Origin of the sequence: Streptomyces sp. NPDC051561, from assembly GCF_044454195.1 — a bacterium.
Classification (GTDB): Bacteria; Actinomycetota; Actinomycetes; order Streptomycetales; family Streptomycetaceae; genus Streptomyces.
In genome coordinates, this window is record NZ_JBITDM010000016.1 from 126,798 (window position 1) to 151,205 (window position 24,408).

General features: G+C 72.2%; 21 protein-coding genes and 1 pseudogene. 17 read left to right on the forward strand and 5 right to left on the reverse strand.

The genetic code is table 11. The annotated features are described in order from the left end of the window. Positions 1-2: 2 nt before the first annotated feature. From ACIA73_RS29280 to ACIA73_RS29290, 3 genes are all read right to left on the reverse strand, one after another. A complete protein-coding gene (locus ACIA73_RS29280; protein ID WP_399441807.1) occupies positions 3-1,034 on the reverse strand; it encodes a 3-oxoacyl-ACP synthase III family protein in 1,032 nt (343 codons plus the stop codon). 196 nt (positions 1,035-1,230) lie between these two features. Continuing rightward, a complete protein-coding gene (locus ACIA73_RS29285) occupies positions 1,231-2,679 on the reverse strand; it encodes a DHA2 family efflux MFS transporter permease subunit (RefSeq protein ID WP_399441808.1) in 1,449 nt (482 codons plus the stop codon). A 96-nt stretch (positions 2,680-2,775) separates the two neighbouring features. Then, positions 2,776-3,837, reverse strand: coding sequence for an LLM class flavin-dependent oxidoreductase (locus ACIA73_RS29290; protein ID WP_399441809.1), 1,062 nt, complete (start codon positions 3,835-3,837; stop codon positions 2,776-2,778). Positions 3,838-3,944: 107 nt separating this feature from the next. On the opposite strand from ACIA73_RS29290, the gene ACIA73_RS29295 reads away from it, so the two are divergent. The 14 genes and pseudogenes from ACIA73_RS29295 to ACIA73_RS29360 all read left to right on the forward strand — a co-directional run bounded on the left by ACIA73_RS29295 (position 3,945) and on the right by ACIA73_RS29360 (position 18,432). Further along, positions 3,945-4,706 (forward strand): TetR/AcrR family transcriptional regulator, encoded by a 762-nt coding sequence (locus ACIA73_RS29295; RefSeq protein WP_399441810.1) that lies wholly within the window; start codon positions 3,945-3,947, stop codon positions 4,704-4,706. Positions 4,707-4,802: 96 nt separating this feature from the next. Then, positions 4,803-6,020 carry a cytochrome P450 gene (locus ACIA73_RS29300; protein ID WP_399441811.1) on the forward strand — a complete coding sequence of 406 codons (1,218 nt, stop codon included), beginning with the start codon at positions 4,803-4,805 and terminating at the stop codon, positions 6,018-6,020. Continuing rightward, positions 6,017-6,250, forward strand: coding sequence for a ferredoxin (locus tag ACIA73_RS29305; RefSeq protein WP_399441812.1), 234 nt, complete (start codon positions 6,017-6,019; stop codon positions 6,248-6,250). The genes ACIA73_RS29300 and ACIA73_RS29305 overlap by 4 nt, the downstream gene beginning before the upstream one ends. Before the next feature lie 93 nt (positions 6,251-6,343). After that, positions 6,344-7,339, forward strand: coding sequence for an aldo/keto reductase (locus tag ACIA73_RS29310; RefSeq protein ID WP_399441814.1), 996 nt, complete (start codon positions 6,344-6,346; stop codon positions 7,337-7,339). Further along, positions 7,336-8,979 carry an ABC transporter substrate-binding protein gene (locus ACIA73_RS29315; RefSeq protein WP_399441815.1) on the forward strand — a complete coding sequence of 548 codons (1,644 nt, stop codon included), beginning with the start codon at positions 7,336-7,338 and terminating at the stop codon, positions 8,977-8,979. Before ACIA73_RS29310 ends, ACIA73_RS29315 begins: the two co-directional genes overlap by 4 nt. Next, positions 8,976-9,917, forward strand: coding sequence for an ABC transporter permease (locus ACIA73_RS29320; RefSeq protein WP_399441816.1), 942 nt, complete (start codon positions 8,976-8,978; stop codon positions 9,915-9,917). Before ACIA73_RS29315 ends, ACIA73_RS29320 begins: the two co-directional genes overlap by 4 nt. After that, the gene (locus ACIA73_RS29325; RefSeq protein WP_399441817.1) at positions 9,914-11,155 is read left to right on the forward strand and encodes an amidohydrolase family protein; all 1,242 of its coding nucleotides are present in this window, start codon (positions 9,914-9,916) and stop codon (positions 11,153-11,155) included. The genes ACIA73_RS29320 and ACIA73_RS29325 overlap by 4 nt, the downstream gene beginning before the upstream one ends. Next, positions 11,152-12,048 carry an ABC transporter permease gene (locus tag ACIA73_RS29330; RefSeq protein WP_399441818.1) on the forward strand — a complete coding sequence of 299 codons (897 nt, stop codon included), beginning with the start codon at positions 11,152-11,154 and terminating at the stop codon, positions 12,046-12,048. Before ACIA73_RS29325 ends, ACIA73_RS29330 begins: the two co-directional genes overlap by 4 nt. Then, a complete protein-coding gene (locus tag ACIA73_RS29335) occupies positions 12,035-13,765 on the forward strand; it encodes a dipeptide ABC transporter ATP-binding protein (RefSeq protein ID WP_399441819.1) in 1,731 nt (576 codons plus the stop codon). Before ACIA73_RS29330 ends, ACIA73_RS29335 begins: the two co-directional genes overlap by 14 nt. Further along, entirely contained in the window at positions 13,762-14,607 is an 846-nt protein-coding gene (locus tag ACIA73_RS29340; protein WP_399441820.1) for a metallophosphoesterase family protein, read from the forward strand. The genes ACIA73_RS29335 and ACIA73_RS29340 overlap by 4 nt, the downstream gene beginning before the upstream one ends. Further along, the gene (locus tag ACIA73_RS29345; protein ID WP_399441821.1) at positions 14,604-15,338 is read left to right on the forward strand and encodes a 4'-phosphopantetheinyl transferase; all 735 of its coding nucleotides are present in this window, start codon (positions 14,604-14,606) and stop codon (positions 15,336-15,338) included. The genes ACIA73_RS29340 and ACIA73_RS29345 overlap by 4 nt, the downstream gene beginning before the upstream one ends. Before the next feature lie 68 nt (positions 15,339-15,406). Continuing rightward, entirely contained in the window at positions 15,407-16,066 is a 660-nt protein-coding gene (locus ACIA73_RS29350) for a hypothetical protein (RefSeq protein ID WP_399441822.1), read from the forward strand. A gap of 76 nt (positions 16,067-16,142) precedes the next feature. Then, positions 16,143-17,249: pseudogene (locus ACIA73_RS29355) on the forward strand (acyltransferase family protein). A gap of 13 nt (positions 17,250-17,262) precedes the next feature. Continuing rightward, positions 17,263-18,432 carry a methylmalonyl-CoA mutase family protein gene (locus tag ACIA73_RS29360; RefSeq protein ID WP_399441824.1) on the forward strand — a complete coding sequence of 390 codons (1,170 nt, stop codon included), beginning with the start codon at positions 17,263-17,265 and terminating at the stop codon, positions 18,430-18,432. 669 nt (positions 18,433-19,101) lie between these two features. Here the strand turns inward: ACIA73_RS29360 and ACIA73_RS29365 are convergent. Then, positions 19,102-20,196 carry an LLM class flavin-dependent oxidoreductase gene (locus ACIA73_RS29365; protein WP_399441825.1) on the reverse strand — a complete coding sequence of 365 codons (1,095 nt, stop codon included), beginning with the start codon at positions 20,194-20,196 and terminating at the stop codon, positions 19,102-19,104. A 281-nt stretch (positions 20,197-20,477) separates the two neighbouring features. Here ACIA73_RS29365 and ACIA73_RS29370 point away from each other — a divergent pair, with 281 nt between their 5' ends. Beyond that, a complete protein-coding gene (locus ACIA73_RS29370; RefSeq protein WP_399441827.1) occupies positions 20,478-21,248 on the forward strand; it encodes a BTAD domain-containing putative transcriptional regulator in 771 nt (256 codons plus the stop codon). 144 nt (positions 21,249-21,392) lie between these two features. On the opposite strand, the gene ACIA73_RS29375 is transcribed toward ACIA73_RS29370, so the two are convergent. After that, positions 21,393-22,169: a nucleotidyltransferase domain-containing protein gene (locus ACIA73_RS29375; RefSeq protein ID WP_399441878.1), complete on the reverse strand. Its 777-nt coding sequence runs from the start codon at positions 22,167-22,169 to the stop codon at positions 21,393-21,395. A gap of 169 nt (positions 22,170-22,338) precedes the next feature. Here ACIA73_RS29375 and ACIA73_RS29380 point away from each other — a divergent pair, with 169 nt between their 5' ends. Then, positions 22,339-23,760, forward strand: a complete 1,422-nt coding sequence (locus tag ACIA73_RS29380) for a phytoene desaturase family protein (RefSeq protein WP_399441828.1) — start codon at positions 22,339-22,341, stop codon at positions 23,758-23,760. Between the two features lie 110 nt (positions 23,761-23,870). Continuing rightward, the gene (locus tag ACIA73_RS29385; RefSeq protein ID WP_399441829.1) at positions 23,871-24,365 is read left to right on the forward strand and encodes an SRPBCC family protein; all 495 of its coding nucleotides are present in this window, start codon (positions 23,871-23,873) and stop codon (positions 24,363-24,365) included. Positions 24,366-24,408 lie beyond the last annotated feature (43 nt).

Here is a 24,408-nt window from a genome sequence, read left to right on the forward strand (position 1 = left end):
GGTCAGTCCCTCTCCAGCGCGAAGCCGGACTTGATCCATTTGCTGGACTCGATGGCGATGCCGAGGGCGCGTTCGCCGGGGCCGATCCGTTCCAGGGCCCGTTCGAGCTGGAAGAAGCTGAGGCCGTTGCCGTTGTTGCCGATCTCGTCGACGAGGCTGATTTCGGCGGCGCGGGGCAGGCCGAGCCCTCGGACGATGCGTTCGGTCATCCGGCCGGAGAGCTGCGGGGGCAGCAGGTGGTCGACTTGGTCGCGTTCCCAGCCGACTTCGGCGAGGAGGGTGTCGAGGACTTCGGCGGCCATGCGGGGGACGTGGGCCTCGATGGCCTTGTAGTCCTCGGCGGCGGGTGCCCGGTCGGAGTCGCGGTCGACGGGTCCGAACCACTCCAGGACGGCGCCCGGTTCGCGGCCGTGCCCGACGAGCCGGGTGTGCACGGCGCGCAGGCGTACGGCGTCGGCGGCGTCGGCGGTGGTGAGCACGGCGGCTCCGGCACCGTCGCCGAACAGGACGAAGTTGACGAGCTGGGCGGGCGGCAGGGTGGCGAGCGGGGCGTCGAGGTCGTAGAACCGGGCGACGACGTCGCCGCCGAGCACCAGTGCGGTGCGGTGCCGCCCGGTGAGCAGCATCTGCCGGGCCACGTCGAGTGCCTGGACGGCTCCGGAGCAGCCGGACTGGAGCTGGTAGCTGGGCACGTCGTCGATGCCGAGGCGGTCGGCGACGACGTTGACGGTGGCGGGCATGAGCTGGTCGGGGGTGGAGGTGCCCATGACGACGAGGTCGATGTCCGCGCCGGTCAGCCCGGCCCGTTCCAGTGCGGTGCGCCCGGCCTGCTCGGCGAGGTCGGCGAGGGAGGTGTGCACCTTGCCGGTTTCGACGTCGACGGCGAGGTGGCGGGTGCGGGTGCCGATGAAGGCGTCGACCCACTGCTCCCACAGGGCGTCCATGCCGAACCGGCGCGCGAGGGTCGCGTTGTCCACGGGAGGGCCGGGGAGTGCGGTTCCCGCGGAGAGTATTCGGGTGTCCAAGGGGGCCATGGGCCCATCCTGGGAGCCAGGTCTAAAGCGTCTCTAACCTTGCGCCTAATCGCACCGCCCGGCGGACCGGTCGCCAACTGCCCTGTGTACGGCGGGACATGAAGACACCGCCACCGGCCCGTCGGGGGAACGCGGGCCGGTGGCGGTGGGTCTGGGGCCCCGGCGGTGGTGGTGCCGGGGCAGGTACGCCGGAGGGTCAGGCGTGTCCGGGGACCGGTTCGCCGCTCTCCTTCGCCGCTTCGGGGGCGGGCTGCTGTTCGGGCCGCCCGGGAAGCAGGAAGCCGAAGAGGAACACGATGGCGGCGGCGCCGACGACCCACCAGAACGCGTGGTGGAAGCCGGTGGTGAGGCTGTTCGCGGCGAGGGTTTCACTGGCGAGCACCCAGGCGACCAGGGCGACGGTCATGGAGCCGCCGATCTGGTTGAGGATCATCAGGGCGCTGGAGGCTCCGGCCGCCGAGCTGGGCGGGACGGTCCGGTAGACGGAGGCGATGGCCGGTGCGCCGACCATGCCGAGGCCGAGTCCGGAGAGGACGGAGCAGAGGGCCAGGACGACCAGGCTGCTCTCGGCGCCCGCCTGGGTGTAGCCGACGGTGCCGACGGCGACGAGCGCCGCACCGGCCGGGACGAGGAGTCTGGCGCCGAGCTTGTCGCTGAGCCGGCCGGCCATGGGCATGCCGATCAGTGCGCCCAGCCCCTGCGGGGCGAGCAGGAGTCCGGCGGCGAGGGCACCGTTGCCACGCACCTGCTGGTAGTAGAGCGGCACGAGGAACAGCAGGGAGTACAGCATTCCGCCGACCAGGAACATCGCGGCAACACTCGCCGAGAAGCCCCAGTTGGAGAAGAGCCTGAGGTCGACGAGCGGGGCGATCTTCGAGCCGAAGGCGTGGATGACGTAGCCGACGATGAGGACCACACCGGCGATCAGGCCGATGACGACCTTGGTCTGGCCGAACCCCTCGACGCCGCCGGCCTGCGAGAAGGCGTACATCAGCGCGGCGAAGCCGGGGCAGAGCAGGAGTACGCCGCGCAGGTCGAAGGGCTGCGCCTGTCCGCCGCCCTTCTCCGCGCCGGGAAGGACCTTGAGGGCGAGCACGATGGCGATGATGCCGATCGGCACCTTGAAGAAGAACAGCCACTGCCAGTCGAGCCACTCCAGGACGACCCCGCCGATGACCGGGCCGATGACCGGGCCGAGCATGAGCGGCAGCGACATGAGGCCCATGACGCGTCCGGTCCTCGCGGGACCCGCGGCGCGGGCGAGGAGCGTCAGCATGGTCGGCTCCAGGACGCCGCCGCCGAATCCGGTGAGGATGCGGAAGGCGATCAGCGATCCGGCGTCCCAGGCGAATCCGGTGAGCAGTGAGCCGCCGAGGAAGACGGTCAGTCCGGTGATCCAGACGGCCCGGCCGCCGAAGCGGTCGATCGCCCAGCCGGAGATCGGGACCATGACAGCCACGGCCAGCAGGTAGCCGGTGGCGACCCACTGGATCGTGGAGAGCGGGGACTTGAACTCCTTGCCCAGGGAGTCGATGCCGACGTTGACCACCGTCGCGTCGAGCAGCGCCAGGATCGCCCCCAGCACCAGCACTCCGAGCAAGCGCAGGAGCGCCGGTTCGAGCCGGGTCTCTTGGGATTCACTCATGACTCTCTCCTGGGACCTTCTGAGCAGGGACGGGGAGGGGGAGCTGTGCAGATCACGGAACTGAACCTATCGTTAATCTTTGTTGTACTGGTCAGTTCAATTCAATGAGCCAGAAGGTAGCACAGCGGCATCCGCACCACTAGCCCCCTCGGCCCGCAGCCCGTCCAGGGCACCGCGGAGCAGTTCGTAGGAGCGCAGCCGGGCGGCGTGGTCGCCGATCATCGACAGGGCCATGACCTCGTCGGCGCCGGTCTCCTCGACCAGGGCCGCCAGCCGCCCGCGGACCTCCTCGGGGCCGCCGACCAGTTGCGAGTCGATCCGCTCGCGCACGAACGCCTCTTCGCTGCGGCTGAAGGAGTGCCGCGCCGCCTCCTGCGCGGTGGGCAGCAGCGTGAACCAGTCGCTCGTGCGCATCACGATCTGACCCAGCACGAAGGCGCGGGCCAGATACTCCGCGCGCACGTCGTCCTCGGCCACCACCGCGGTGACGGCGATGGCCGCGTACGGGTGCTCCAGGTGCACCGAGGGGCGGAAGGCCTCGTGGTACGCCGCGAGCGACTGCCGCCCGAGGCCCGGCCGTATCTGGTGCGCGTACACATAGGGCAGGCCGCGCGAGCCGGCGAAGGCGGCGCTCTGCGGGCTCGACCCGACCAGCCACACCGGGGGCCGCCCCTGCGGTGTCGGCACGGCGCGCACCGCCGCCCGCTCGCGGCCGGGCCCGAAGTAGCCCTCCAGCTCGGCGAGCCGCTCCGGGAAGTCGTCGCCCGCCGGGCCGTAGCCGCGCAGCCGTTCAGCCGCCGCGCCGTCCGCACCCGAGGCCCGCCCGATCCCGAGGTCGATGCGCCCGGGATGCAGCGCCTCCAGCACCCCGAACTGCTCGGCGACCACCAGCGGAGCGTGGTTCGGCAGCAGTACGGCTCCGGATCCGACCCGTATCGTCCGGGTGGCCGCCGCGATCTGCCCGGCCAGCACGGCGGGCGCGGAGGTGGCCAGGCTCGGGGTGTTGTGGTGCTCGGCGACCCAGTAGCGCTCGTACCCCAGGCGCTCCGTGTGGACCGCCAGATCGAGGGTGTTGCGCAGGGATTCGGCCGCCGAGGAACCTCGCCACACGGGCACCGTGTCGAGTACGGACAGACGCAGACGCGGGAAGTCAGCCATGGAAGGAGCTCCGATCTCTCAGCATTTCCGCGAACCCGCCATACCGATAGATACACAAGAATGAACTGGCGAGTTCAATTTGGTGGGTAGGACGGTAGCATGGCCCCATGAGCCGAGGCGAGACGCACAGCACCCCCGAACGCCCCACCGGACGCGGCAGGATCGACAAACGCCGGGCCATCCTGGACGCGGCCATCCGCGTCTTCGCCCGCGAGGGATACGCACAGGCGGGGCTCGACGCCATCGCCGCCGAGGCGGGGGTCGCCAAGCCGACGATCTACAACCACTTCGGCGGCAAGGAGACCCTCTTCCGCGAAGCCGTCATGGAGGCGACCCAGCGCTCCAGCACCAAGTCGCTCGCCGCGCTCGAAGGCTTCCCCACCTCGCAGCCCGACGACCTGCGCACCGAACTGGAGGGCGTCGCCACCCGGCTCGTCGCCTGTTTCCGCGACGAGAACTCCTGGGCGCTGCAACGGTTGTTGTACGCGGAGACCGTACGCTTTCCCACCGTGTTCGACGACTGGCGGGCCGGTGGACCCGCCAAGGTGTCCGACGCGCTCGCCGGCCGGCTGGCCCGCCTCGCCAACGCCGGCCACCTGGACATCTCCGAACCCGACCGGGCCGCGGGCCAGTTCCTGGCCCTGATCGCCGACGACATGCCGATGCTCTCCGCGCTCGGCACCCGGCCCATCGACGACGAGGCGCTGCGCCGCGCCGTGGAGTCCGGCGTCGAGACCTTCCTCAAGGCGTTCGCCGCCAAGGAGTCCGAGGACACGCAGGGTGACGGCGCCAAGTCCGCGCGCCCGGCCACCCGCCCCGGCGGCGCCTCGCGTCAAAGCGGCTCTAAAGCCGCTGCAAAGCAGCGCTAAGAACCGTTTGCCGCTTCCTCCAGCAGCCACTTAGCGTCCTCAGCGGACACGACGGACCCCGCTGTCCGCCCCCGTCGACCGCTGAGGACGCCGACCATGCCCGCTGCCCCGCACGACTCCGCCGCGCTGCTCGCCTTTCCCCAGCCGCGCGCCTGCCCGCACCAGGCGCCGCCCGGTTACGACGCACTGCGCGGCCAGGGGGAACTGTCGGAGGTGACCCTCTACGACGGCCGCGCCGTCTGGCTGGTCACGGGCTACGCACAGGCCCGCGCACTGCTCTCGGACCCCCGGCTCTCCGCCGACCGCACCCGCGCCGGATTCCCGGTGCTCGCCCCGCGCTTCCGCGCCTCGGTCGCCCGCAAACTGCCGCTGATCGCGCAGGACCCGCCCGTGCACGACGTCCACCGGCGGCTCCTCAACCCGGACTTCAGCCTCAAGCACATGCGGGCCATGCGCCCCGAGGTGCAGGAGGTCGTGGACGGCTTCATCGACCGGATGCTGGCCAAGGGACCGCCCTCCGACCTGGTCGAGGACTTCGCGATACCCGTCCCGTCGCTGGTCATCTCCCGGCTGCTGGGCGTCCCGTACGAGGACCACGCGTTCTTCCAGGACGCCACCAGCCGGCTGATGCGGGCCACCGAGGAGGGCCCCTCGCAGGCCGCCGGCGGCGAACTGGCCGCCTACCTCGACAAGTTGGTCACCCGGCTGCGCTCGGAGCGGGGCACCGGACTGCTCGGCAGGCTGGCCGCCGAGGACGTCGAGAACGGCACCCTCAGCCACGAGGAACTCGTCCAGATCGCCCTCGTCCTGCTGGTCGCCGGCCACGAGACCACCGCCTCGATGATCGCGCTGGGCACCGTGGCCCTGCTGGAGGCACCCGAGCAGCTCGCCGCACTGCGTGCCCGCCCCGACTCCCTGCCCGGCACCGTCGAGGAACTGCTGCGCGTGCTCGCGGTGACCGACCTGGCGGGCTCCCGCGTGGCCACCGAGGACATCGAGGTCGCGGGCCGGACCATCAGGGCCGGCGACGGTGTCCTCTTCTCCGCCACCGTCGCCAACCGCGACCCCCAGGTGCACGCCGACCCCGACCGGTTCGACCCGCACCGCGCCGGCCGCAGCCACCTGAGCTTCGGCTACGGCATCCACCAGTGCCTCGGCCAGAACCTGGCCCGGCTCGAACTCGAACTGGCCTTCCGCTCCCTGTTCACCCGGATCCCCACGCTCAAGCTGGCTGTGCCCGCCGCCGAACTCCCGCTGCGCGGCGTCGGCACCGGCACCATCCAGAGCGCCGACCACCTGCCGGTGACCTGGTGAGCGCGACCCCGCCGACACTGCGCGTCGTCGTCGACCGCTCGCTCTGCATGGGAGCCGGGCAGTGCGCCTTCAGCGCCCCCGACGTCTTCGACCAGGACGACGACGGCCGGGTCAAGGTCCTTGACCCGGCCCCCGGCGCCGAACACCTGACGGCCCTGCACCAGGCCGAGGACCTCTGTCCCTCCGGGGCGCTGCGCCTCGTCGAAGCGGCGCCCGACCACACCCGGTAGACCCGCTCCTCCTCCTGCTCGTCCCCCCTCGTTCTCCTTCCCCCCGCACTGATCCCCCGCCGCTCGTTCCTGCCCGCTGCCCCGGAGGCCAACGTGACCCCGATCCCCCGCAAGACACTCGGCACCCTCGCCGTCGGCGCGCAGGGCCTCGGCTGTCTGGGCATGAGCGAGTTCTACGGGCCCACCGACGAGCGCGAAGCCGTCGCCACCGTCCACCGGGCCCTGGAACTCGGCGTCACCCTGCTGGACACCGCGGACGTCTACGCGCTCGGCGCCAACGAGGAACTCCTCGGCCGCGCCCTGTCCGGCGGCAGGCGCGAGCGGGCGGTACTCGTGACCAAGGGCGGCGTCGTACGCCCCGACCAGCGGGTCGGACGCGGGGTGCGCGGTGACGCGGCACACCTGCGGGCCGCCTGCGACGCGTCGCTGACCCGGCTGGGCACCGACCGCATCGACCTCTATCTGCTGGCCCGGGTCGACCCCGAGGTCCCCGTCGAGGAGTCCGTGGGCGCCCTCGCCGAACTGGTCGCGGCGGGCAAGGTGCGGCACATCGGCCTGTCCGAAGCGGGCCCCGAGACGATCCGCCGGGCGCACGCGGTGCACCCGCTGACCGCCGTCGAGACGGAGTGGTCACTGTTCTCCCGGAGCATCGAGGACGACGTGCTGCCCGTGTGCCGGGCCGAGGGTATCGGGGTCCTCGCCTACGCGCCGCTCGGCCGGGGGCTGCTCACCGGGCGGCTCCGCTCGACCGGCGCGCTCGACGCCCGCGACTTCCGCCGGATCGCCCAGCCCCGCTTCGAGGACGCCAACCTGCCCCGCAACCTGGCGCTCGTCGACGCGCTGGCGCTCGTCGCCCGCGGCGCCGGCCTCACCCCCGCCCAGCTCGCCCTCGCCTGGCTGCACGCGCAGGGCCCCGACGTGGTCCCCATCCCGGGCACCAAGCGCCGTTCCCACCTGACGGAGAACGCGGCGGCGACCGTGCTCGACGTACCGGCCGAGACCCTGGCTGAAGCGGTACGGGCCGTGCCGCGCGACGCCGTCGCCGGTGAGCGGTACCTCGCGACCAGCATGGCGATGGTGGGACTGTGACCGGGCCCCGGAGCGGCCGCAGAACCGGCGGAGCCCTCCGCGCCGCGCTGCTCGCCCTCACGCTCGCCGCCGGCCTCACCGGTTGCGCCGACACCTCCCCAACGGCCGGGTCCCGGGCGAACGTACTTGCCTTCGGCATCGACCAGCAGCCCGACTGCCTCGATCCCCAGGTCAGCCCGCTCGACGTGACCGCCATGGTGGGCCGCAACCTCTTCGACTCGCTCATCGAGATGTCCGCGGACGGCCGCTTCGCACCCTGGCTCGCCAGAAGCTGGCGGCTCTCCCCCGACGGGCGCACCTACACCTTCGTCCTGCGCGAGGGAGTCGTCTTCCACGACGGCACCCCCTTCACCGCACAGGCAGTCGCGGCCACCCTCGACCACGCCGTGGACCCGCGCACCAAGTCGCAGTACGCGGCCTCGCTGATCAGCGCGTACACCTCGTCGCGCGTGGTCGACGACCACACGGTGGAGGTACGGCTGTCCCGGCCGGACGCCGCCTTCCTCCAGGCGCTCAGCACCACCTACCTCGGCATCCAGTCGCCCTCCTCGCTGCGACGGAACGCGGGAAAGCTGTGCAGCACCCCCGTGGGCAGCGGTCCGTTCCAGCTGACCGGCTGGACCCGCAACCGCGACCTCACCATGAAGCGCAACCCCGCCTACCGGTGGGCACCGCCGGGCGCCCGGCACTCCGGGCCCGCCCTCCTCGACGGACTGGAGATCCGGTTCATCACCGAGGGCACCGCCCGCTTCGGCGCGCTCGCCACCGACCAGGTCGACGCGATCGGCAACGTACCGCCGGCGAAGATCGGCGCGCTCAAGGCGTCGAGCCAGCTGCGGCTGCTGCGGGCCGAGGCGCCCGGGGTCGCCAACACCGCCTTCCTCAACACCCGTTCGGGCCCGCTGACCGACGAGCGGGTGCGCAAGGCCCTGCTGCGCAGCGTCGACCTCGACCAACTGGTGCGGACCGTCTACTTCGGTCACTACCGACGCTCCTGGAGCGTGCTGACGCCCACCACCCCGTACTACGCCAAGGACGTCGAGGGCAGTTGGCCGTTCGACCCGAAGGAGGCCGCGCGGCTGCTCGACGAGGCGGGCTGGACCGGCCGCGACGCCCACGGCATCCGCACCAAGGACGGCAGACCGCTCGCCCTGCGCTGGCCGTACATCCAGGAGGTGCACGGGAAGATCAGCACGCTTGCCCAGGGGATGCAGGCACAGGCCAAGCAGGTCGGCATCGACCTGCGCTGGACCAGCGTGGACGCGGGCGCCTTCATCCAGATGACCGACTCCGGGCGCGGCCTGGACATGTTCAACGCCGGTTTCGTACGCGCCGATCCGGACATCCTGCGCTACTGGTTCGGTACGTCGATGACGATCGCCAAGGGCGGCGGCAACGTCTTCCACCTGAGCGAGCCGGCCCTCGACAAGGCCCTCGCACAGGGGCTGGCCAGTCTCGACCCGGCGGCCAGGGCCCGCGCCTACGCCACCGCCCAGCAGGAGCTCGCCGACCACGCGCTGGCGCTGCCGACCTTCGTGCCCGTCTCGCTCGTCGGTACCACCGACCGGGTGCGGGGACTGCGTTTCGAACCGCACGCCTATCCGCTGTTCTACGACGTGAGCCTGGAGGGGGCCCGATGAGGAGCCGCCCGGCCGCCCTCTGGGTGGCCCGCAGACTACTGCTCGCGGTGTTCGTCGTCCTGGGCGCCGCCACCGCCGCCTTCCTCGGCATGGAGCTGACCCCGGGCGACCCGGTGCGCACCCTGCTGGGCACCGCTCCGACCACTCCCGCCCTCACCGAGCAGATCCGCGAGGAGCTGGGCTTCGATCATCCGCTGTACGCCCGTTACGGTCTCTTCCTCGGCAGGCTGCTCACCGGGGACCTGGGCTCCTCCTACCAACTGGAGGAGAGCGTCTGGTCCCTGATCACCAGTCAGCTGTGGTCGACGGTGGTGCTCGCCGTCACCGGGTTCCTGCTCGCCCTGCTGGGGGCCGTGCTGCTGGCGGGGTGCACCGCGGGTGGCCACCGGGTGCCGCGGCGGATCGCGGGCGCCTTCGAGCTGCTCACCATCTCGGCTCCCGGCTTCTGGGTCGGGGTGCTGCTGCTCACCGTGTTCTCCTTCCACCTGCGGATCTTCCCGGCGGCGGGCGGCGACGGCCTCTCGGGCCTGGTGCTGCCCGCGGTGACGCTGGCGCTCAGCATGGTCGGCACGTTCTCCCAGGTGCTGCGCGAGGCCATGGAACGGTCCCTGGAGGAACCCTTCGCACTCAGCGCCCGCGCGCGCGGCACCGGTCTGCCGGGGCTGCGGTTCCGGCACGCGCTGCGGCACGGACTGGTGCCGCTGGTCACCCTGTCGGGCTGGACCCTGGGCGCGCTGCTCGGCGGTGCCGTCGTCATCGAGACGGTGTTCTCCCGCCCCGGCCTCGGCCGGGTGCTCGCCACCGCGATCATCAGCCGGGACCTGCCGGTCGTCACCGGGATCGTGGTCGTGTCGGCCGCCTCGTTCGCACTGATCAGCCTCGTCGTCGACGGGCTGTACCGGGTCGTCGACCCCCGACTGCGGGAGATACGCGCATGACGCCGCCCCCCTCCACCGACCGCATCCTGCTGGCCGCCCTGCTGCTGCCGGGGCCGCGCGGCGAAGCGGTCCGCGATGCCGCCGTCGTCGTACGGGACGGGCTGATCGCCGACGCCGGCCCCCGTGAGGAGGTCCTGGCCAGGGCTGACGCCCGTACGCCGGTCCTCGACTTCGCCTCCCGCACCCTGCTGCCCGGCTTCGTCGACTCCCACGCCCACCTCGTCTTCGACGCGTCGGCGCAGCCGGTCGCCGCGCTGCGGGCGGCGGACGACCAAGCCGTACTGCTGGCCATGGCGGGACGTGCCCGCACCCTCCTGGACGCCGGTGTCACCACCGTGCGCGACCTCGGCGACCGCGGCTATCTGTCGCTGGCGCTGCGTGACGCCGTCGCGGACGGCACGCTGGCCGGGCCCCGCGTTCTGACGGCCGGGCCACCGCTCACCGTCACCGGGGGCCACTGCTGGTTCCTGGGCGGCGAGGCAGACGGTGCGGACGAGGTGCGGCGCGCCGCCCGCGTCCGGCTGCGGGCCGGCACCGACTGGGTCAAGGTCATGGTGACCGGCGGTACGTTCACGCCGGGCGGCCCGCCGCCGTGGCGCAGCCAGTACGGGCTGCCCGAGCTCACCGCCGCGGTCGAGGAGGCCCACCGGTTCGGCAGGCGCGCGGCGGCCCATGTGCACGGCACAGCGGGCATTGAGGACGCCGTCGCCGCGGGCTTCGACACGCTGGAGCACTGTTCGTTCAGCACCGGCGCCGGAGTGGCCACCGACCGGGACGCGGCCCGCAGGCTCGCCGACCGGCTCGCGGAGCGGGACATCGCGGTGTGTCCCACGCTCAGCGGCGGACTGCGCGACAAACTCCCCGACCTGGGTGAGGAGTTGGTGCGCCGGGTGCTCGACCAGATCGAGCTGCTGCACCGGCACGGGGTGCGGGTGATCGCCGGGACGGACGCCGGGATGCCGGGTTCGGGTTTCGGCCGCTTCGCCGAAGGGCTCGACTGGTTCGCCGAGGCGGGGCTGTCCACGGCGGAGGTGCTGGAGTGCGCGACGACCGGCGCCGCGCACGCGCTGGGCCTGGCGGAGCGCACCGGCCGGATCACCCCCGGGCTGGATGCCGACCTCGTGGTCGTCGACGGCGACCCGCGCACCTCGCTGCACACCCTGCGCAGGCCGCACGCGGTGTTCGTGCGCGGCCGGCTGCACGTCCCGCACGACTCCGCGGAAGGGAGCCTTCGATGACCACCCTGGAAGAACCCCCCGTCCGGGCCGCCGCCGCGCGCGGGCCCGTGGTGCGGGAGCACCCGCCCTTCCGCCGCCTGCCCGGTGCGGGCACCGCGCTCGCGGTGCTGGTACTGGCCGTGGTCGCCGTCGCCGCGCTGTGGCCCGGCCTGCTCGCCACGTACCCCCCGGACCGGGTGGATCCGGTCGCCGCGCTCCAGGGCCCGAGCGGCACCCACCTGCTGGGCACCGACCAGTTGGGCCGGGACGTCCTGAGCCGCATGGTGCACGGCACCCGGCTCACCCTGGTGCTGGGCCTGGGTTCGGTACTCATCTCGGTGGTGGCGGGCACCGCGCTGGGGCTGGTCGCCGCGGCCGGCGGCCGGGTGGTCGACGAGGTGGTCATGCGCCTCACCGACATCCTCATGGCCTTCCCCGGGCTGCTGCTGGCGCTGCTCGTGGTGGCGGTGCTGGGCCCCGGCACCACCAACGCGATGATCGCCATCGGCGCCGCCGCCGCGCCCGCCTTCGCCCGGCTGGTGCGGGGCCAGGCGCTCGTGGTGCGCGAGTCCGGCTACGTACAGGCCGCCCGGGTGCTGGGCACCTCCGGGTCCTCGGTGTTCCTGCGTCACGTCATGCCCAACTCGCTGCCGCCGGTTCTGGTGTTCGCCACCGTGCACACCGGTTCGGCGATCATCTCCGGGTCCTCCCTCAGCTTCCTGGGGCTCGGCCCGCAGGCGCCCGCCTCCGAATGGGGCGCGATGCTCTCCGAGGGCCGCGACTACGTGGACCTCTCCTGGGGCCTCGGAGTGTTCCCGGGCCTCGCCGTCACCGCCACGGTCGTGGCCATCAACGTCGTCGGCAGCCGCCTCCGGCGCCGTTTCGAAGGAAGGATTCCCGATGGGGAACGCTGAAGCCGGGCGGCTGCTCACCCTGTCCGGCCTGGAGGTCTCCTTCCAGGGCCGGCAGGGCCGCACCGACGCTGTCCGGGGGGTGAGCCTGACCGTTGACTCGGGCGAGTGCCTCGCGGTGGTCGGCGAGTCCGGGTCGGGCAAGAGCGTCACCGCCCGCTCCCTGATGGGGCTCGCGGGCCCCGGGGCCCGGGTGCGGGCGGACCGGATGAGTCTGCACACGCCGGACCTCGACCTGCTGTCCGTACGGGGCCGCCAGTGGCGCCGGATACGCGGCCGGCGCATCGGACTCGTCCTGCAGGACGCGCTCACCTCGCTCGACCCGCTGCGAACCGTCGGGGCGGAGGTCGCCGAGGCGCTGCGCAATCACAGGGTGGTGCCGCGCGGCGAGCTGACCGGGCGCGCCGTGTCCCTGCTGGCGGACGCCCGGATCCCGGAACCCGCCCTGCGGGCACGGCAGTTCCCGCACCAGCTGTCGGGCGGGCTGCGGCAGCGCGCGCTCATCGCGACGGCGCTGGCGGCGGCCCCGCCCCTGCTGATCGCGGACGAGCCCACGACCGCCCTGGACGTCACGGTGCAGGCGGAGATCCTCACGCTGCTGGCCGCGCGGAAGGAGGCGGGCACCGGCATCCTGCTGATCAGCCACGACCTGGCGGTGGTGGCGCGGCTGGCGGACCGCATCGCGGTGATGCACGACGGCGAGATCGTCGAGCAGGGCACCGCCTCCCAGGTCCTGTCGGCCCCCTCCCACCCGTACACCCGGCGGCTGCTGGCGGCGGCGAGCCGCACTTCGAACGGTCCGCGCGCGAGCACGGGCCGCGAGGGCGCGGACGCCGGCGGTGCCGGGGCGGCAGGGACGCCCGGGGAGCCTGGGACGTCGGGGAAGCCGGCAAAGGCCGCGCAGCCGGTCATCGAGGTCGGCGGCGTCGGGAAGTCCTTCCGGGCTCCCGACGGGCTGCACAGGCCCGCCGTCGACGGCGTGTCCTTCCGGCTGCACGCGGGCGAGGCCCTCGGGATCGTCGGCGAGTCCGGGTCGGGCAAGACGACCACCGCCCACATGGTGATGGGACTGCTGGCGCCGGACGAGGGCGAGATCCAGTTGCTGGGCCGCCCCTGGTCGGCACTGCCTGAGCGCGAGCGCAGGCCCGTACGGCGGCGCATCCAGCTCGTCCAGCAGGACCCGCTCGGCTCCTTCGACCCGCGCTACCAGGTCGGCCGGATCATCGGCGAGGCGCTGGGCGCGCACGGCAGGCGCGTTCAGCAGGCCCACCACGACCGCCTCGTGGAACTGCTGGAACTGGTCGGCCTCGGGCCGGAGATGCTGGAGAGACGGCCCCGACAACTCTCCGGCGGCCAGCGCCAGCGCGTGGCCATCGCCCGCGCCCTGGCCCCCGAACCCGAGGTCATCGTGTGCGACGAGCCCGTCTCGGCGCTCGACGTCTCGGTCCAGGAACAGATCCTCGACCTCTTCGACGACCTCAGGCAACGCCTGGGCGTGGCCCTGCTGTTCATCTCGCACGACCTGGGAGTGGTCCGGCGGATCTGCGACCGGGTGCTGGTGATGCGGGGCGGCGAGGTCGTGGAGAGCGGCACCGTCGCGGACGTGTTCCGCGCGCCCTCCCACCCGTACACCCAGGCGCTGCTGACCGCACTCCCGCGCCCGCTGGACGCGTCCGTCCCGGGCGGCACCCACCTGGCCGGCACGGGGAGCCCGTCGTGAGCGGGGCGCGGGGCGAACTGCTCGCCGTGAGCGATCTGCACGTCGCGTACGCCGAGAACCGGGACGTCGTCGACAAGCTGCGCCCCGGCTCGAACGAGGACTGGCTCATCGTCGCAGGTGACGTCGGCGAACTGTTCGCGGACGTGGAACGCACCCTGCGGCAGCTCGCCGGGGCCTTCGCCCAGGTCGTCTGGACGCCCGGCAACCACGAGCTGTGGACACACCCGCAGGACCCGGTCCAGCTCCGCGGCGAGCAGCGCTACCTGCGGCTCGTCGAGCTGTGCCGCTCGCTCGGCGTCCTGACGCCCGAAGACCCCTATCCGGTGTTCACGGGCGTCGGCGGCCCCGTGACGGTGGCGCCGCTGTTCGTGCTCTACGACTACACGTTCCGCGGCGGCGACACCGCCGTCGCCACCAGTGCGGACGAGGCGCTGGCGCTGGCCAGGGAAGCGGGCGTGGTCTGTTCCGACGAGCACTTCCTGCACCCCGACCCGTACCCGTCCCGGCAGGCGTGGTGCGAGCAGCGCGTGGCGTACACCGAACGCCGTCTCGCCGAGTGCGACCCCGCGCTGCCGACCGTGCTCGTCAACCACTTCCCGCTGACGCGGCTGCCGCTGCGGCCCCTGCACTACCCGGAGTTCTCCCTGTGGTGCGGCACCGAACGCACCGTCGACTGGCACCTCAAGTACCGGGCGGCGTCGGTGGTCTACGGACATCTGCACATCCCCAGGGTCACCGAGGAGGACGGGGTGGTGTTCACGGAGGTGTCGATCGGCTATCCGCGCGAGTGGCGCCGCCGGGGACTGCCCGCCGATCCGCTGCGAAAGGTACTGGTCCGATGATCGAGGATCTGCTGCCGCCGGGCGTGTACGCCGCCGAGACCTTCGACGACCGTGACGCGGAGACGCAACTACCACTGGCGGAAAGGGTGTTGGTGGCACATGCGACTCCCGGTCGGCGGCGTGAGTTCACCGCGGGGCGGGTGACCGCACGACGGGCCCTGGTCCGCGCGGGACTGCCCGCCGATCCCATCCCGGCCGGGGAACTCGGAGAACCGCGCTGGCCCACAGGGGTCCTCGGCAGCATCACGCACTGCACCGGCTACCGGGGTGCCGTCGTGGCGCGGACCGGGGACGTACCGGTGCTGGGCATCGACGCCGAACCGGACCTGCCGCTGCCGCCGGGCGTACTGGAGGCGATCACCCTCCCCGCCGAACTCGCCCGGCTGCGCGCCCTGGACCGCTCCGCACCGGGCCGCGCCCCGTGGGGCCGGCTGCTCTTCAGCGCCAAGGAGAGCGCCTACAAGGCGTGGTTCCCGCTCGGCAGGCGTCGGCTCGACTTCATCGAGGCGGACGCGGACATCGGCGCCGACGGCTCGTTCCGCGTCATGCTGCACGTGCGGGGGCCGTTGTTGAACGAGCGCGAGCGGGTCACCGGATTCACCGGGCGCTGGACCACCCGCGGCGGCCTGCTACTCACGGTGGTGACCGCGGCGGTGACCGCGCCGGTGGAGACCGACGAAGCCCTGTTCCAGGACCACCGGCGTCGCCGGCGAGCCCCTCAGCACACGTAGACCCACCTGGCAGTTCCCCCGAACCTCACAGCCTCACAGCCTCACAGCCTCACAGAGAGCAGAACGCCATGAACGAACGCTTCACGCTGCCCGCCCACAGCCCGGCCATCGCGGCCCTGGTCCCCGAGTTCCTCGACCTGGCAGGGGCCGCCGCGCGCGGCGGGGCGTCCGCCGAGGGACGCGACACCGCCCTGTGGGAGGACCTCACCGAGCACGTGTCGCTGGACTACCGTTTCGCCAACCCGCCCGTGCACGGGCCCGGCGACTGGGACACGTACGACAGCCGCTTCGTGGACTCCTCCGGTGTGGAGATCGGCACCCTCCAGGGCACCGGACGCATCCTGTACCAGCGTTCGTCCGACGCGCACCTGATGATGTACTACCGCGAGCAGCTGACCTTCCCCGACGGGACGGCGCGGACCGCGGGCTGGGTCGACGGGACCGCCATCCTCGGCGGTGCGTGGCAGCGCTTCCCCATCCTGGGTTCAAGCGGCAGGTACGGCTCCATGATCGGGCTGCGCTCCTTCCAGCCGACCCCGGACGCCCCGCACAGCCTCTACCGCACGCACCTGGTACTCCGGGAGATCCCCGGCGGGCACGGGCTCACCGGGCCCGAGGAGATCGACGCCGCGCTGTCGCTGCTCGGCTCCTTCGTCGGCCCCTCCGTCAACCCCGAGACCGCGAACGGCCGCCTCGAACCCCCCGTACGTGCCCAGCAGTCCGCCTGAGGGTGCGGTGGGCCGCGCACCGGCGGAACGGGCGGCCGAGGCTCGTTCCGCCACGCGGCTGCCCTCCCTCACGGGCATGCGCTTCGGTGCGGCGTTCCTGGTGTTCACCACACATGTGGCGGTTTCCCGGCCGTTCGCCGACGAGGGTGCCAACGACGAGCTGGCGCAATGGCTGGGCCGGGCCGGGTTCCTCGGAGTGGGCTTCTTCTTCACGCTGAGTGGCTTCGTACTGACCTGGTCGGCCAGGCCGGGCGAGCGGCTGCTGCCGTTCTGGCGGCGCCGCCTGATGAAGATCTACCCGAACAACGTCGTCGCCTGGCTGGCCGGACTGCTGCTCATGCTGAACGTGGGTCAGCAGGTGACGGCGGGGCAACTGCTGCCGAGCCTGTTCCTGGTGCACGGATGATTCCCGCAGATGGCGATCGTCGGCGGCACCAACGGCTCGACCTGGTCGCTCGCCTGCGAGCTGGTCTTCTACCTGCTGTTCCCCTGGCTGCTGCGGCTGGTGCGGCGCATCCCCGGACGGTGGCTGTGGGCGGCGGCGGGCCTGGTGGCCACCGCGATGTGGCTGGTGCCGCTGGCGGCCCGGCTGCTGCCCGCCGAACCGTCGTCCCCGTTCCAGCCGGTGCGCTGGTGGCACTACTGGTTCACGTACTTCTTCCCCGGCACCCGGGTGCTCGACTTCGTCCTGGGGATCGTCGCCGCCCGCATCGTGCTGAGCGGACGCTGGAAAGGGCCGCGGCTGGGCACCGCCCTGCTGCTCCTGGTTCCCGGCTACCTGCTGATGGCACTGCTGCCGGGCGCGTTCGGCCTGGTGGCGCCGACGGCCGTGCCGATCGTGCTGGTCATCGCCGCGGCCGCGTGCCGGGACGCCGCGCACAGCCCCACGCTCTTCTCCGGCCGGACCATGGGGTGGCTCGGCGAGGTGTCGTTCGCCTTCTATCTCGTGCATTTCCTGGTGGTCGCCTACGGGCCACTGCACATGGCGTCCGCCGACCCGGCGGCCAGAACGACGTGGTCGGTGCCCGGGATGCTGGCGGTGAGCCTCGGCAGCTTCCTGGTCTCCCTCGCGCTCAGCTGGGCGCTGTACTCCCTGGTCGAGAAGCCCGCGATGCGCGCATGGGGACGGAGACGGGAGCGCCCCGGTCGCCGGAGCGCCCTGCCCGTCGACCCGACACGCTGAAGGAGACCCGTCCGTGCCCCAAGCGGAATCCGCACCCAAGTGGCCCCTGGCCGAGAGTGTCCGTACGCCGACGGGGGCAGCGCTCCGCGTGCCCGGTACCGGGGGGTGCGGGGACGCAGGTGTCCTGGGGTGCGGGGACGCCGGTGCCGCCAACGTCCACTTCAAGCGGTTGCTCGCGGAGGGTGTGCGGGCCCTGTCCGTCCCGTTCGACCTGCCGACCGGGACGGGCCGGGACTCCGACACGCCGGGTGCCCGGGGGGAGATCGGGCACGGTGGCGTGGCCGTCGACTCGATCGACGACGTACGGGTGCTGCTGGGCGGTATCCCGCTGGACCGGGTGCACCTCTCGCTGGAGGCCGACGCACCGGCTGCCGTGCTCCTGCTCCTCTGCCAACTGGTGGCGGAGGAGCAGGGGTTCGGGGCGGGAGCGCTGACCGGCAGTCTGCGCCACGACGTCCTGGGCGGGCCCCTCGCGCCGTCCGGCACGGCCCTCTTCCCGCCCGCGGCCACACTGCGGCTGATGACCGACACCTTCGCCTACTGCCGGGCGGAGGTCCCACGTTGGGAGACCCTCGCGGTGCTGGGCGGGCGGCTTGCGGAGGCGGGTGCCACGCCGGTGCAGGAGGTCGCGCTCTCCCTGGCGCACGGGCTCGCCTGCGTACGGGCGGCACGTTCGGCGGGGTTGGAGGTGGCCTACGTGGCGCCCCGCCTCACGCTCTCCTACGCCGCGCACCGCACGCGGGCTGTCACGGACGTGAAGGTGCTGGCGGCGCGCCGCATCTGGGCCCGGGCGATGCGCGAGGAGTTCGGCGCGACGGACACGGAACCCCTGATGCCGCGCTTCCACCTGGCCGGCCGCTCCACACCGGAGCGACCGGCGGACAGCTTCGATGCGGCCGTACGTGAACTGGCGGCGCGGATCGAGGAGTCGAGCGCCTCGGTGGGCGCCGTCCTGCCCCCGAACGCCGCCCTGGAGTTACGCCAGGCCGAACGCCTCGCCAAACTCCGCGCGTGGCGCGACCAGCACCGGCTGGAACAGTGCTTCGCCGAAGTCGGGACGGCGGCGGCCGGGGAGGCGAACGTCCTCTACCCGATGCGGTCGGCACTCGCGGCGGGCGCGACGGTGGGCGAGGTCTGCGGTGTGCTGGGCGGGGTGTGGGGGACGGCGGGGGCGGAGTTCTGAGGAGTAGGCGTCCCTCACCGGGTGTGGCGGGGCCCTGATTCTGGCCCGGCGCCAGGTCAGCCCGCCAGGAACGCGGCGTCCCAGCCGGTCGCCGGCCCACTACGCTCCGCCACGCCGCCCGAAGCCACCCGTCCCGCGCCGCGCGCGACGGGCGTAGCCAAGGAGGGCAAGGAGCACGAGCGGGACGCAAATGCCGTGCGCGGCACCGAGGTTGAGGTCGCCTCGCGGAGAGGCCACCCGGTCACGGGGCACCACGTACCGGTCCGGCGCGCACCACCAGCCCGGCACCGTGCCGCCGCCGACCCGCACCGGACGCGTCAGGACGACGAGGACGCCCGCCCCGCCGTGAAGTCGACGTCGTCCCGCATGTTCGCCCGCATGTTCGCCGGCCCGTCCGTCACCTGCCCGCTGGTCGGCCCCTCGGCCGACGCCCCCGTTGCTGGGCCGCGGTCACGCGCGAGGCGTGCCGCGGCCCGGCAGGGGCCTGGGACTCAGCAGTGCCAGGAGGTCACCGGACAGGAGGTGCCGGTGCCGGTGAAGGACTTGGCCTCCAGGTCGAGGTCGAGGTCGAACTTGGGCTGGGCGGTCAGGGCGTTCACCATGTGCTCCTCCAGGAGGAATCGCGGTCACGTCGGCGGTGCCACCGGTTGGCGCACTTTGAACATGTCCTCAAAGCACCTCTGAAGGCGCAGCTACGGAGCCCCCCACGACGCCCTGGCGGGGCCCCTCGGCCTGGATGTCCTTGGTGTAGGGAAGGACGCGCGCGGCGAACAACTCCATTGATTCACGGGCGAGTTCGCGCGGCATTTCGCCGTACCTGAAGCCCGCGATGACCTGGGTGACACCGGCACCCGCGAGCTGTTCCAGTTGTTCGAGTACGGCGTCGGGCCCGCCTGCGAGGACCAGTTCGTCCGCCTTCTCGACGAGTACCGGGTCCACTTCGCCGACCACGGGGTGGTTGCCGCCGTACGGAATTCCGCCGCCGGCCAGCAAGGAGGAGAACTGCAACTGCCTGGCGGCCTCGCGACGGGCGGTGTCGCGACCGCGCACGTCGGTGCCGCAGTACACGTACCGCGTGGTGGAGACCCGGTGGTCACCCGGCTCGCGCCCGCACTCGCGCAGGGCGGTGGCCATCCGCCGTGACTGCGTGGCGAGTTGGTCGACGGTCTGGGCCGCCGGGGTGAGCAGATGGAAACCGTGCCGGGCGGCGTAACCGACGGACTCGGCACTCACCGCGGCCATCCAGATCGGCGGGTGCGGTGACTGCACCGGCCGCGGCAGGACGGTCACAGGCGCGGCCACCCGGTGGTGATCCCCCAAGAACGTGACGTCCTCCTCCCTGAACAGCCTCAGCACGAGTTCGACCGACTCCTCGAACCTGTGACGGCTCTCGGCCACGTCGCGGCCCCAGCCGAGGAACTCGTGCGGCTGGTAACCCCGCCCGATACCGAGGTCGAACCGGCCACCGGTGAGCACATCGAGGGTGGAGACGTCGGCCACCAGCCGCGCGGGGTCCCAGAGCGGCAGCACCAGCACCGAGGTGCCGACGCGCATGCTCGGCGCGAGCATGGCCGCTCTGGCGAGCAGCAGGAGAGGGGAGGAACTGGCGCTGTACGTGGAGAAGTGGTGCTCCGTGATCCAGATGCCGGAGAAGCCCCGGCCCTCCGCCCACTGGACCTCACTGAAGAAGTCGTCGTACGTGGAGATCAGCTCGGCCCTGCCGGATGAGGACGAAGCTCCCAAATAGGCGATACCTATGTCCATACATACCTCCTGGCGCATACCGATCGGCCGCATGTGACCGATCAAACTTTACTGATCGGTCCATCATGCAGAACTAAGTAGTTCAGTCCATCTACCAGGCAGTTCACGTCAAAGGATGTCCGGATCACCCCTCACGTACGTGACTTCGGGCGACGCCACCGCCACCCGAGTACGTGATTTCCCTGATGCGGAGCGCCCACCGGGATTGTCAAGCTCAAGCCAGAGCCGAGTGCGGACCCAACGATGTGCCCGCCGTCATTCAGTACTACTGGGGGGGACCAGTGAAGTTCGAGATTCTGGGAATTCTTCGCGTCGTCGACGGAGGCGCTCACCGCACACCCAGCGCGCAGAAGGTCCGCACGCTCCTGACGGCCCTGCTCATACGCCCCAACGAAGTCGTCTCGGCGGAGCAGTTGATGTACGAGATATGGGGCGAGGACCCGCCGCGCCGGGCCCGCGCGGCCCTCCACGTGTACGTGTCACAGCTGCGCAAGTTCCTCGCGGGCATGGAGGAACCGGAGGAACGCATCATCACGCAACCCCCCGGCTACCTCATCCGGGTCCCCTACGGCGACCTGGACGTCAACGTCTTCCGCCGCCACCTCCAGCAGGGCCGCACCCACGCGAGGGCCCAGCGCCACGAGGAAGCCACACTCACCCTGGGCGCCGCACTGAAGCTCCTGCACGGCGAGGAACTGGACCGCCTCCAGGGCGGCAGCATCACCCGGAACTTCGTGACCTGGCTGGAGGAGGTCCGCCTGGAATGCCAGGAGATGCTCATCGAGTCCAGCCTCTCCCTGGGCCGCCACCGCGAATCCGTCAGCACCCTCCAGTCCCTGACCGCCCGCTACCCCCTGCACGAGGCCTTCTACCGCCAGCTCATGATCGCCCTCTACCGCAGCGACCGCCGGGCCGAGGCCCTGCGCACCTACCAGTCGGCCCGATTCACCCTGCGCGAGGAACTGGGTCTGGACCCGTGCGACGCCCTCTACGACCTGCACCACGCCATCCTCCTGGCCGACGACCGCCTCCAACTGCGCCAAGCCGTGTGACCCAGGCCCAAAGCCGTGAGACCCGGGCCCAGAAGGAACCGCCCGTCCCGCCCGGGGCAGAGGCGGCTCCCCGGCCCCCGCTCATCGAACGGCCGGGGACGGGGTGGCCACCATGCTCGCCGGCAAGGCGCCCGCAGTCAGTCGTCAGCCCGCCAGCCGCTCCCGTACCTCCGCCACCAGCGCCGCCGCCAGGTCCACCGCCTCCGCGTCCAGTCCTCGCAGTGCAGCCGTCACTCGCTCGGTGAAGTCGGCCGGTGCGCTGGGGAGTTGAGCGGCGGCCGCCAGCGCTCCCTTCTCGTTTACGCACCACACGCCGGCATGTCCCAGCATCGCCTGGGCAAGCACCCCGAACGCCCGCGACAGACAGAGCGACACATGCAGTACGTCGCCGCCGCCCGCCGACTTGCGGGCGCCCGCCACCGAGAAGCCGGACTCCCAGGCGGCGTCCTTCAAGGCATCCCGCAGAGCGTCCGGATACTTACCGGTCTCGGCGCGCAGCGCGGTCAACTCGCCCTGGGGGTCGCCCAGTACGCGGCAGAGGGCGACCTCGCCCGGATAGGCCGGGGACCAGAAGCCGAGGGGATGTCCCGCCTGCGTGCCGACCTCGTAGCGGCCTTCGCGGCAGTCGGCCCAGACGCGGGCCACACGGTCGAGGTCGCGGAGGATCCAGTCGATCTGGACGCCGTCGACGAAGAGCCAGGCGCCGCCGTTCACCCAGGGCCCCCATCCCCCCGGCCCCGCCACCTCCACCGGCGCGCCGGTGAACTCGGCGGCCAAAGCGGCCAGTTGGGGCACGTCCACGTCGCCACGGTAGTAGAGGCCCAGGTCCCAGTCGGAGTCTGGGCGGTGGGTGCCCCGGGCGCGGCTGCCGCCGAGAGCGACGGCCCGGACGCCTCGGACGGCGGTGAGGCGTTCGGCCATGGCGGCGACGGTGGCCGACTTGTCGGCTGACTCGTGGGCGGACTCGTGGGCGGACTCTTCGGCGGATTCGGTCTCGTGGTTCACGCAGCGGGACCATACCGCCGCAGGGTTTGCCGGTGCACGGGAATACCCTGGGGGCCCTTGAGGGATGTGGCGTGAGGAGTCCAAGGTGTCGCCGATGCTGGATGTAGTGGTCGTGGGGGCGGGCCCCAACGGACTGACCGCGGCCGTCGAGCTGGCCCGCCGCGGTTTGTCGGTGGAGGTCTTCGAGGCGAAGGACACCGTGGGCGGCGGGGCGCGCACCGAGGAGCTGACGCTGCCCGGGTTCCGGCACGACCCCTGTTCGGCGGTGCATCCGCTGGGGATCGGTTCGCCCGCGTTCAACGCGATGCCGCTGGAGCGGTACGGGCTGGAGTGGCTGCACCCGGAGCTGCCGATGGCGCACCCCTGGGACGACGGGACGGCGGCGGTGCTGTCGCGGTCGGTGGCGGAGACCGCGGCGTCGTTCGGTGCACGGGACGCGGGCGCCTACCGGCGGCTCCTCGCCCCGTACCTGGGGAAGTGGGACACCCTCGCCCAGGACTTCATGTCGCTGCCGCTGACGGCGCTGCCGCGTCATCCGGTGAAGCTGGCCAGGTTCGGGGCGGCCGGGCTGCCGCCGTCGACCTGGCTGATGCGGCGTTTCCGGGACGAGAAGGCGAAGGCCCTGTTCGCGGGCCTGGTGGCGCATGTGATCGCACCGCTGAGCGGGTTCGCGACGGGTGCGATCGGGATGCTGTTCGCGCTGGCCGCGCACGAGAACGGGTGGCCGCTGCCGCGCGGCGGCTCGCAGGCGATCCCGGATGCGCTGACCGGCTATCTGCGGGACCTGGGCGGGGTGGTCCACACGGGTTACGAGGTGAAGCGCCTCGACGACCTGCCGCCTGCCCGGGCGTACATCTTCGACACCTCGCCGACGGCCCTGGCCCGCATCGCGGGCCTGGGGAACGCGTACGAGGGGTACCGCTACGGCGCCGCCGTCTTCAAGATCGACTACGCACTTGACGGGCCGGTTCCGTGGACCGCCGAGGAGGCCCGCCGGGCCGGTACGGTCCAGGTCGGCCCGACCAAGGGCGAGATCGGCAAGGCGCTGCACCAGGCAGCCAACGGGACCGCCCCCGAGGCCCCCTTCCTGATCACCGCCCAGCCGAGCCTGGTCGACCCGTCCCGCGCACCCGAGGGCAAGCAGGTCTTCTGGGCGTACGGGCATGTCCCGCACGCCTGGGACGGCGACCTCACCGACGCGATCGAGCGGCAGATCGAGCGGTTCGCCCCTGGCTTCCGGGACCGGGTGCTGGCCCGCGCAGCGGCGGGCCCGGCCGAGCTGTTCGCCCGTAACGCGAACTACATCGGCGGCGACATCGCCTGCGGCGCGTTCTCCGGCCTCCAGGTGCTGCTCCGTCCCAAACCGTCGCTCTTCCCGTACGGCACCTCGCACCCAGCGGTCTTCCTGTGCTCGTCGGCCACCCCGCCGGGACCGGGCGTGCACGGAATGTCGGGGCACAACGCGGCGAAGGCGGTCTGGCGGAAGCTGCGGGCGACGGAGCGGTAGGTCCTCCGGGGAGCCGCGCCGTCGGAGGGGATCGCCCCACGCCACAGGACGGAGCCGCTCCCCGCCCCCGCCGCCGCGCGTCCGCACGCCCGCGCCCGCAGAATGGCGGAATGGACGACCTCGACCGCACCACCGCCTTCGACTACACCACGTACATCAGGGACACCCCGGACCGTGTCTGGCAGGCGCTGACCGACCCCGCGTTCACCAGCCGCTACTGGAAGATCACCTTCGAGTCGGACTGGCAGGTGGGTTCCACGGTGACCTGGCACGGGCTGGGGCTCGGGGAGCGCGACCCCGAGCAGGTGGTGCTGGCCGTCGAGCCGGGCCGCCTGCTCTCGTACACCTGGCACACCTTCACCCCCGCCTTCGCCGAGGCCACCGGCATGGACGAGGAACTGCTGCGGACGCTGAACGCCGAGTCGCGGTCCAGGGCGACGTACGAGATCACCCCGACCGGCGCGACGACCCGGCTGCGCACCGTCCATGACGGATTCGACCCGGGCAGCACCGTCCTGTCGATGATCCGAGAGGGCTGGCCGGTGCTGCTCTCCAGCATCAAGTCGTTCCTGGAGACGGGCGAACCGCTTCCCGACCCCGAGTAGCCACCGGGTTCAGACACCGGCTCTCGGACCGCCGGGTGGCCAC

Coding starts and splice junctions, on each gene's coding strand:
- ACIA73_RS29320 (WP_399441816.1), top strand. CDS start 8,976: ATGAGGAGCCGCCCGGCCGCCCTCTGGGTGGCCCGCAGACTACTGCTC.
- ACIA73_RS29385 (WP_399441829.1), top strand. CDS start 23,871: ATGGACGACCTCGACCGCACCACCGCCTTCGACTACACCACGTACATC.
- ACIA73_RS29335 (WP_399441819.1), top strand. CDS start 12,035: ATGGGGAACGCTGAAGCCGGGCGGCTGCTCACCCTGTCCGGCCTGGAG.
- ACIA73_RS29325 (WP_399441817.1), top strand. CDS start 9,914: ATGACGCCGCCCCCCTCCACCGACCGCATCCTGCTGGCCGCCCTGCTG.
- ACIA73_RS29300 (WP_399441811.1), top strand. CDS start 4,803: ATGCCCGCTGCCCCGCACGACTCCGCCGCGCTGCTCGCCTTTCCCCAG.
- ACIA73_RS29330 (WP_399441818.1), top strand. CDS start 11,152: ATGACCACCCTGGAAGAACCCCCCGTCCGGGCCGCCGCCGCGCGCGGG.
- ACIA73_RS29285 (WP_399441808.1), bottom strand. CDS start 2,679: ATGAGTGAATCCCAAGAGACCCGGCTCGAACCGGCGCTCCTGCGCTTG.
- ACIA73_RS29365 (WP_399441825.1), bottom strand. CDS start 20,196: ATGGACATAGGTATCGCCTATTTGGGAGCTTCGTCCTCATCCGGCAGG.
- ACIA73_RS29345 (WP_399441821.1), top strand. CDS start 14,604: ATGATCGAGGATCTGCTGCCGCCGGGCGTGTACGCCGCCGAGACCTTC.
- ACIA73_RS29280 (WP_399441807.1), bottom strand. CDS start 1,034: ATGGCCCCCTTGGACACCCGAATACTCTCCGCGGGAACCGCACTCCCC.
- ACIA73_RS29350 (WP_399441822.1), top strand. CDS start 15,407: ATGAACGAACGCTTCACGCTGCCCGCCCACAGCCCGGCCATCGCGGCC.
- ACIA73_RS29295 (WP_399441810.1), top strand. CDS start 3,945: ATGAGCCGAGGCGAGACGCACAGCACCCCCGAACGCCCCACCGGACGC.
- ACIA73_RS29375 (WP_399441878.1), bottom strand. CDS start 22,169: ATGGCCGAACGCCTCACCGCCGTCCGAGGCGTCCGGGCCGTCGCTCTC.
- ACIA73_RS29290 (WP_399441809.1), bottom strand. CDS start 3,837: ATGGCTGACTTCCCGCGTCTGCGTCTGTCCGTACTCGACACGGTGCCC.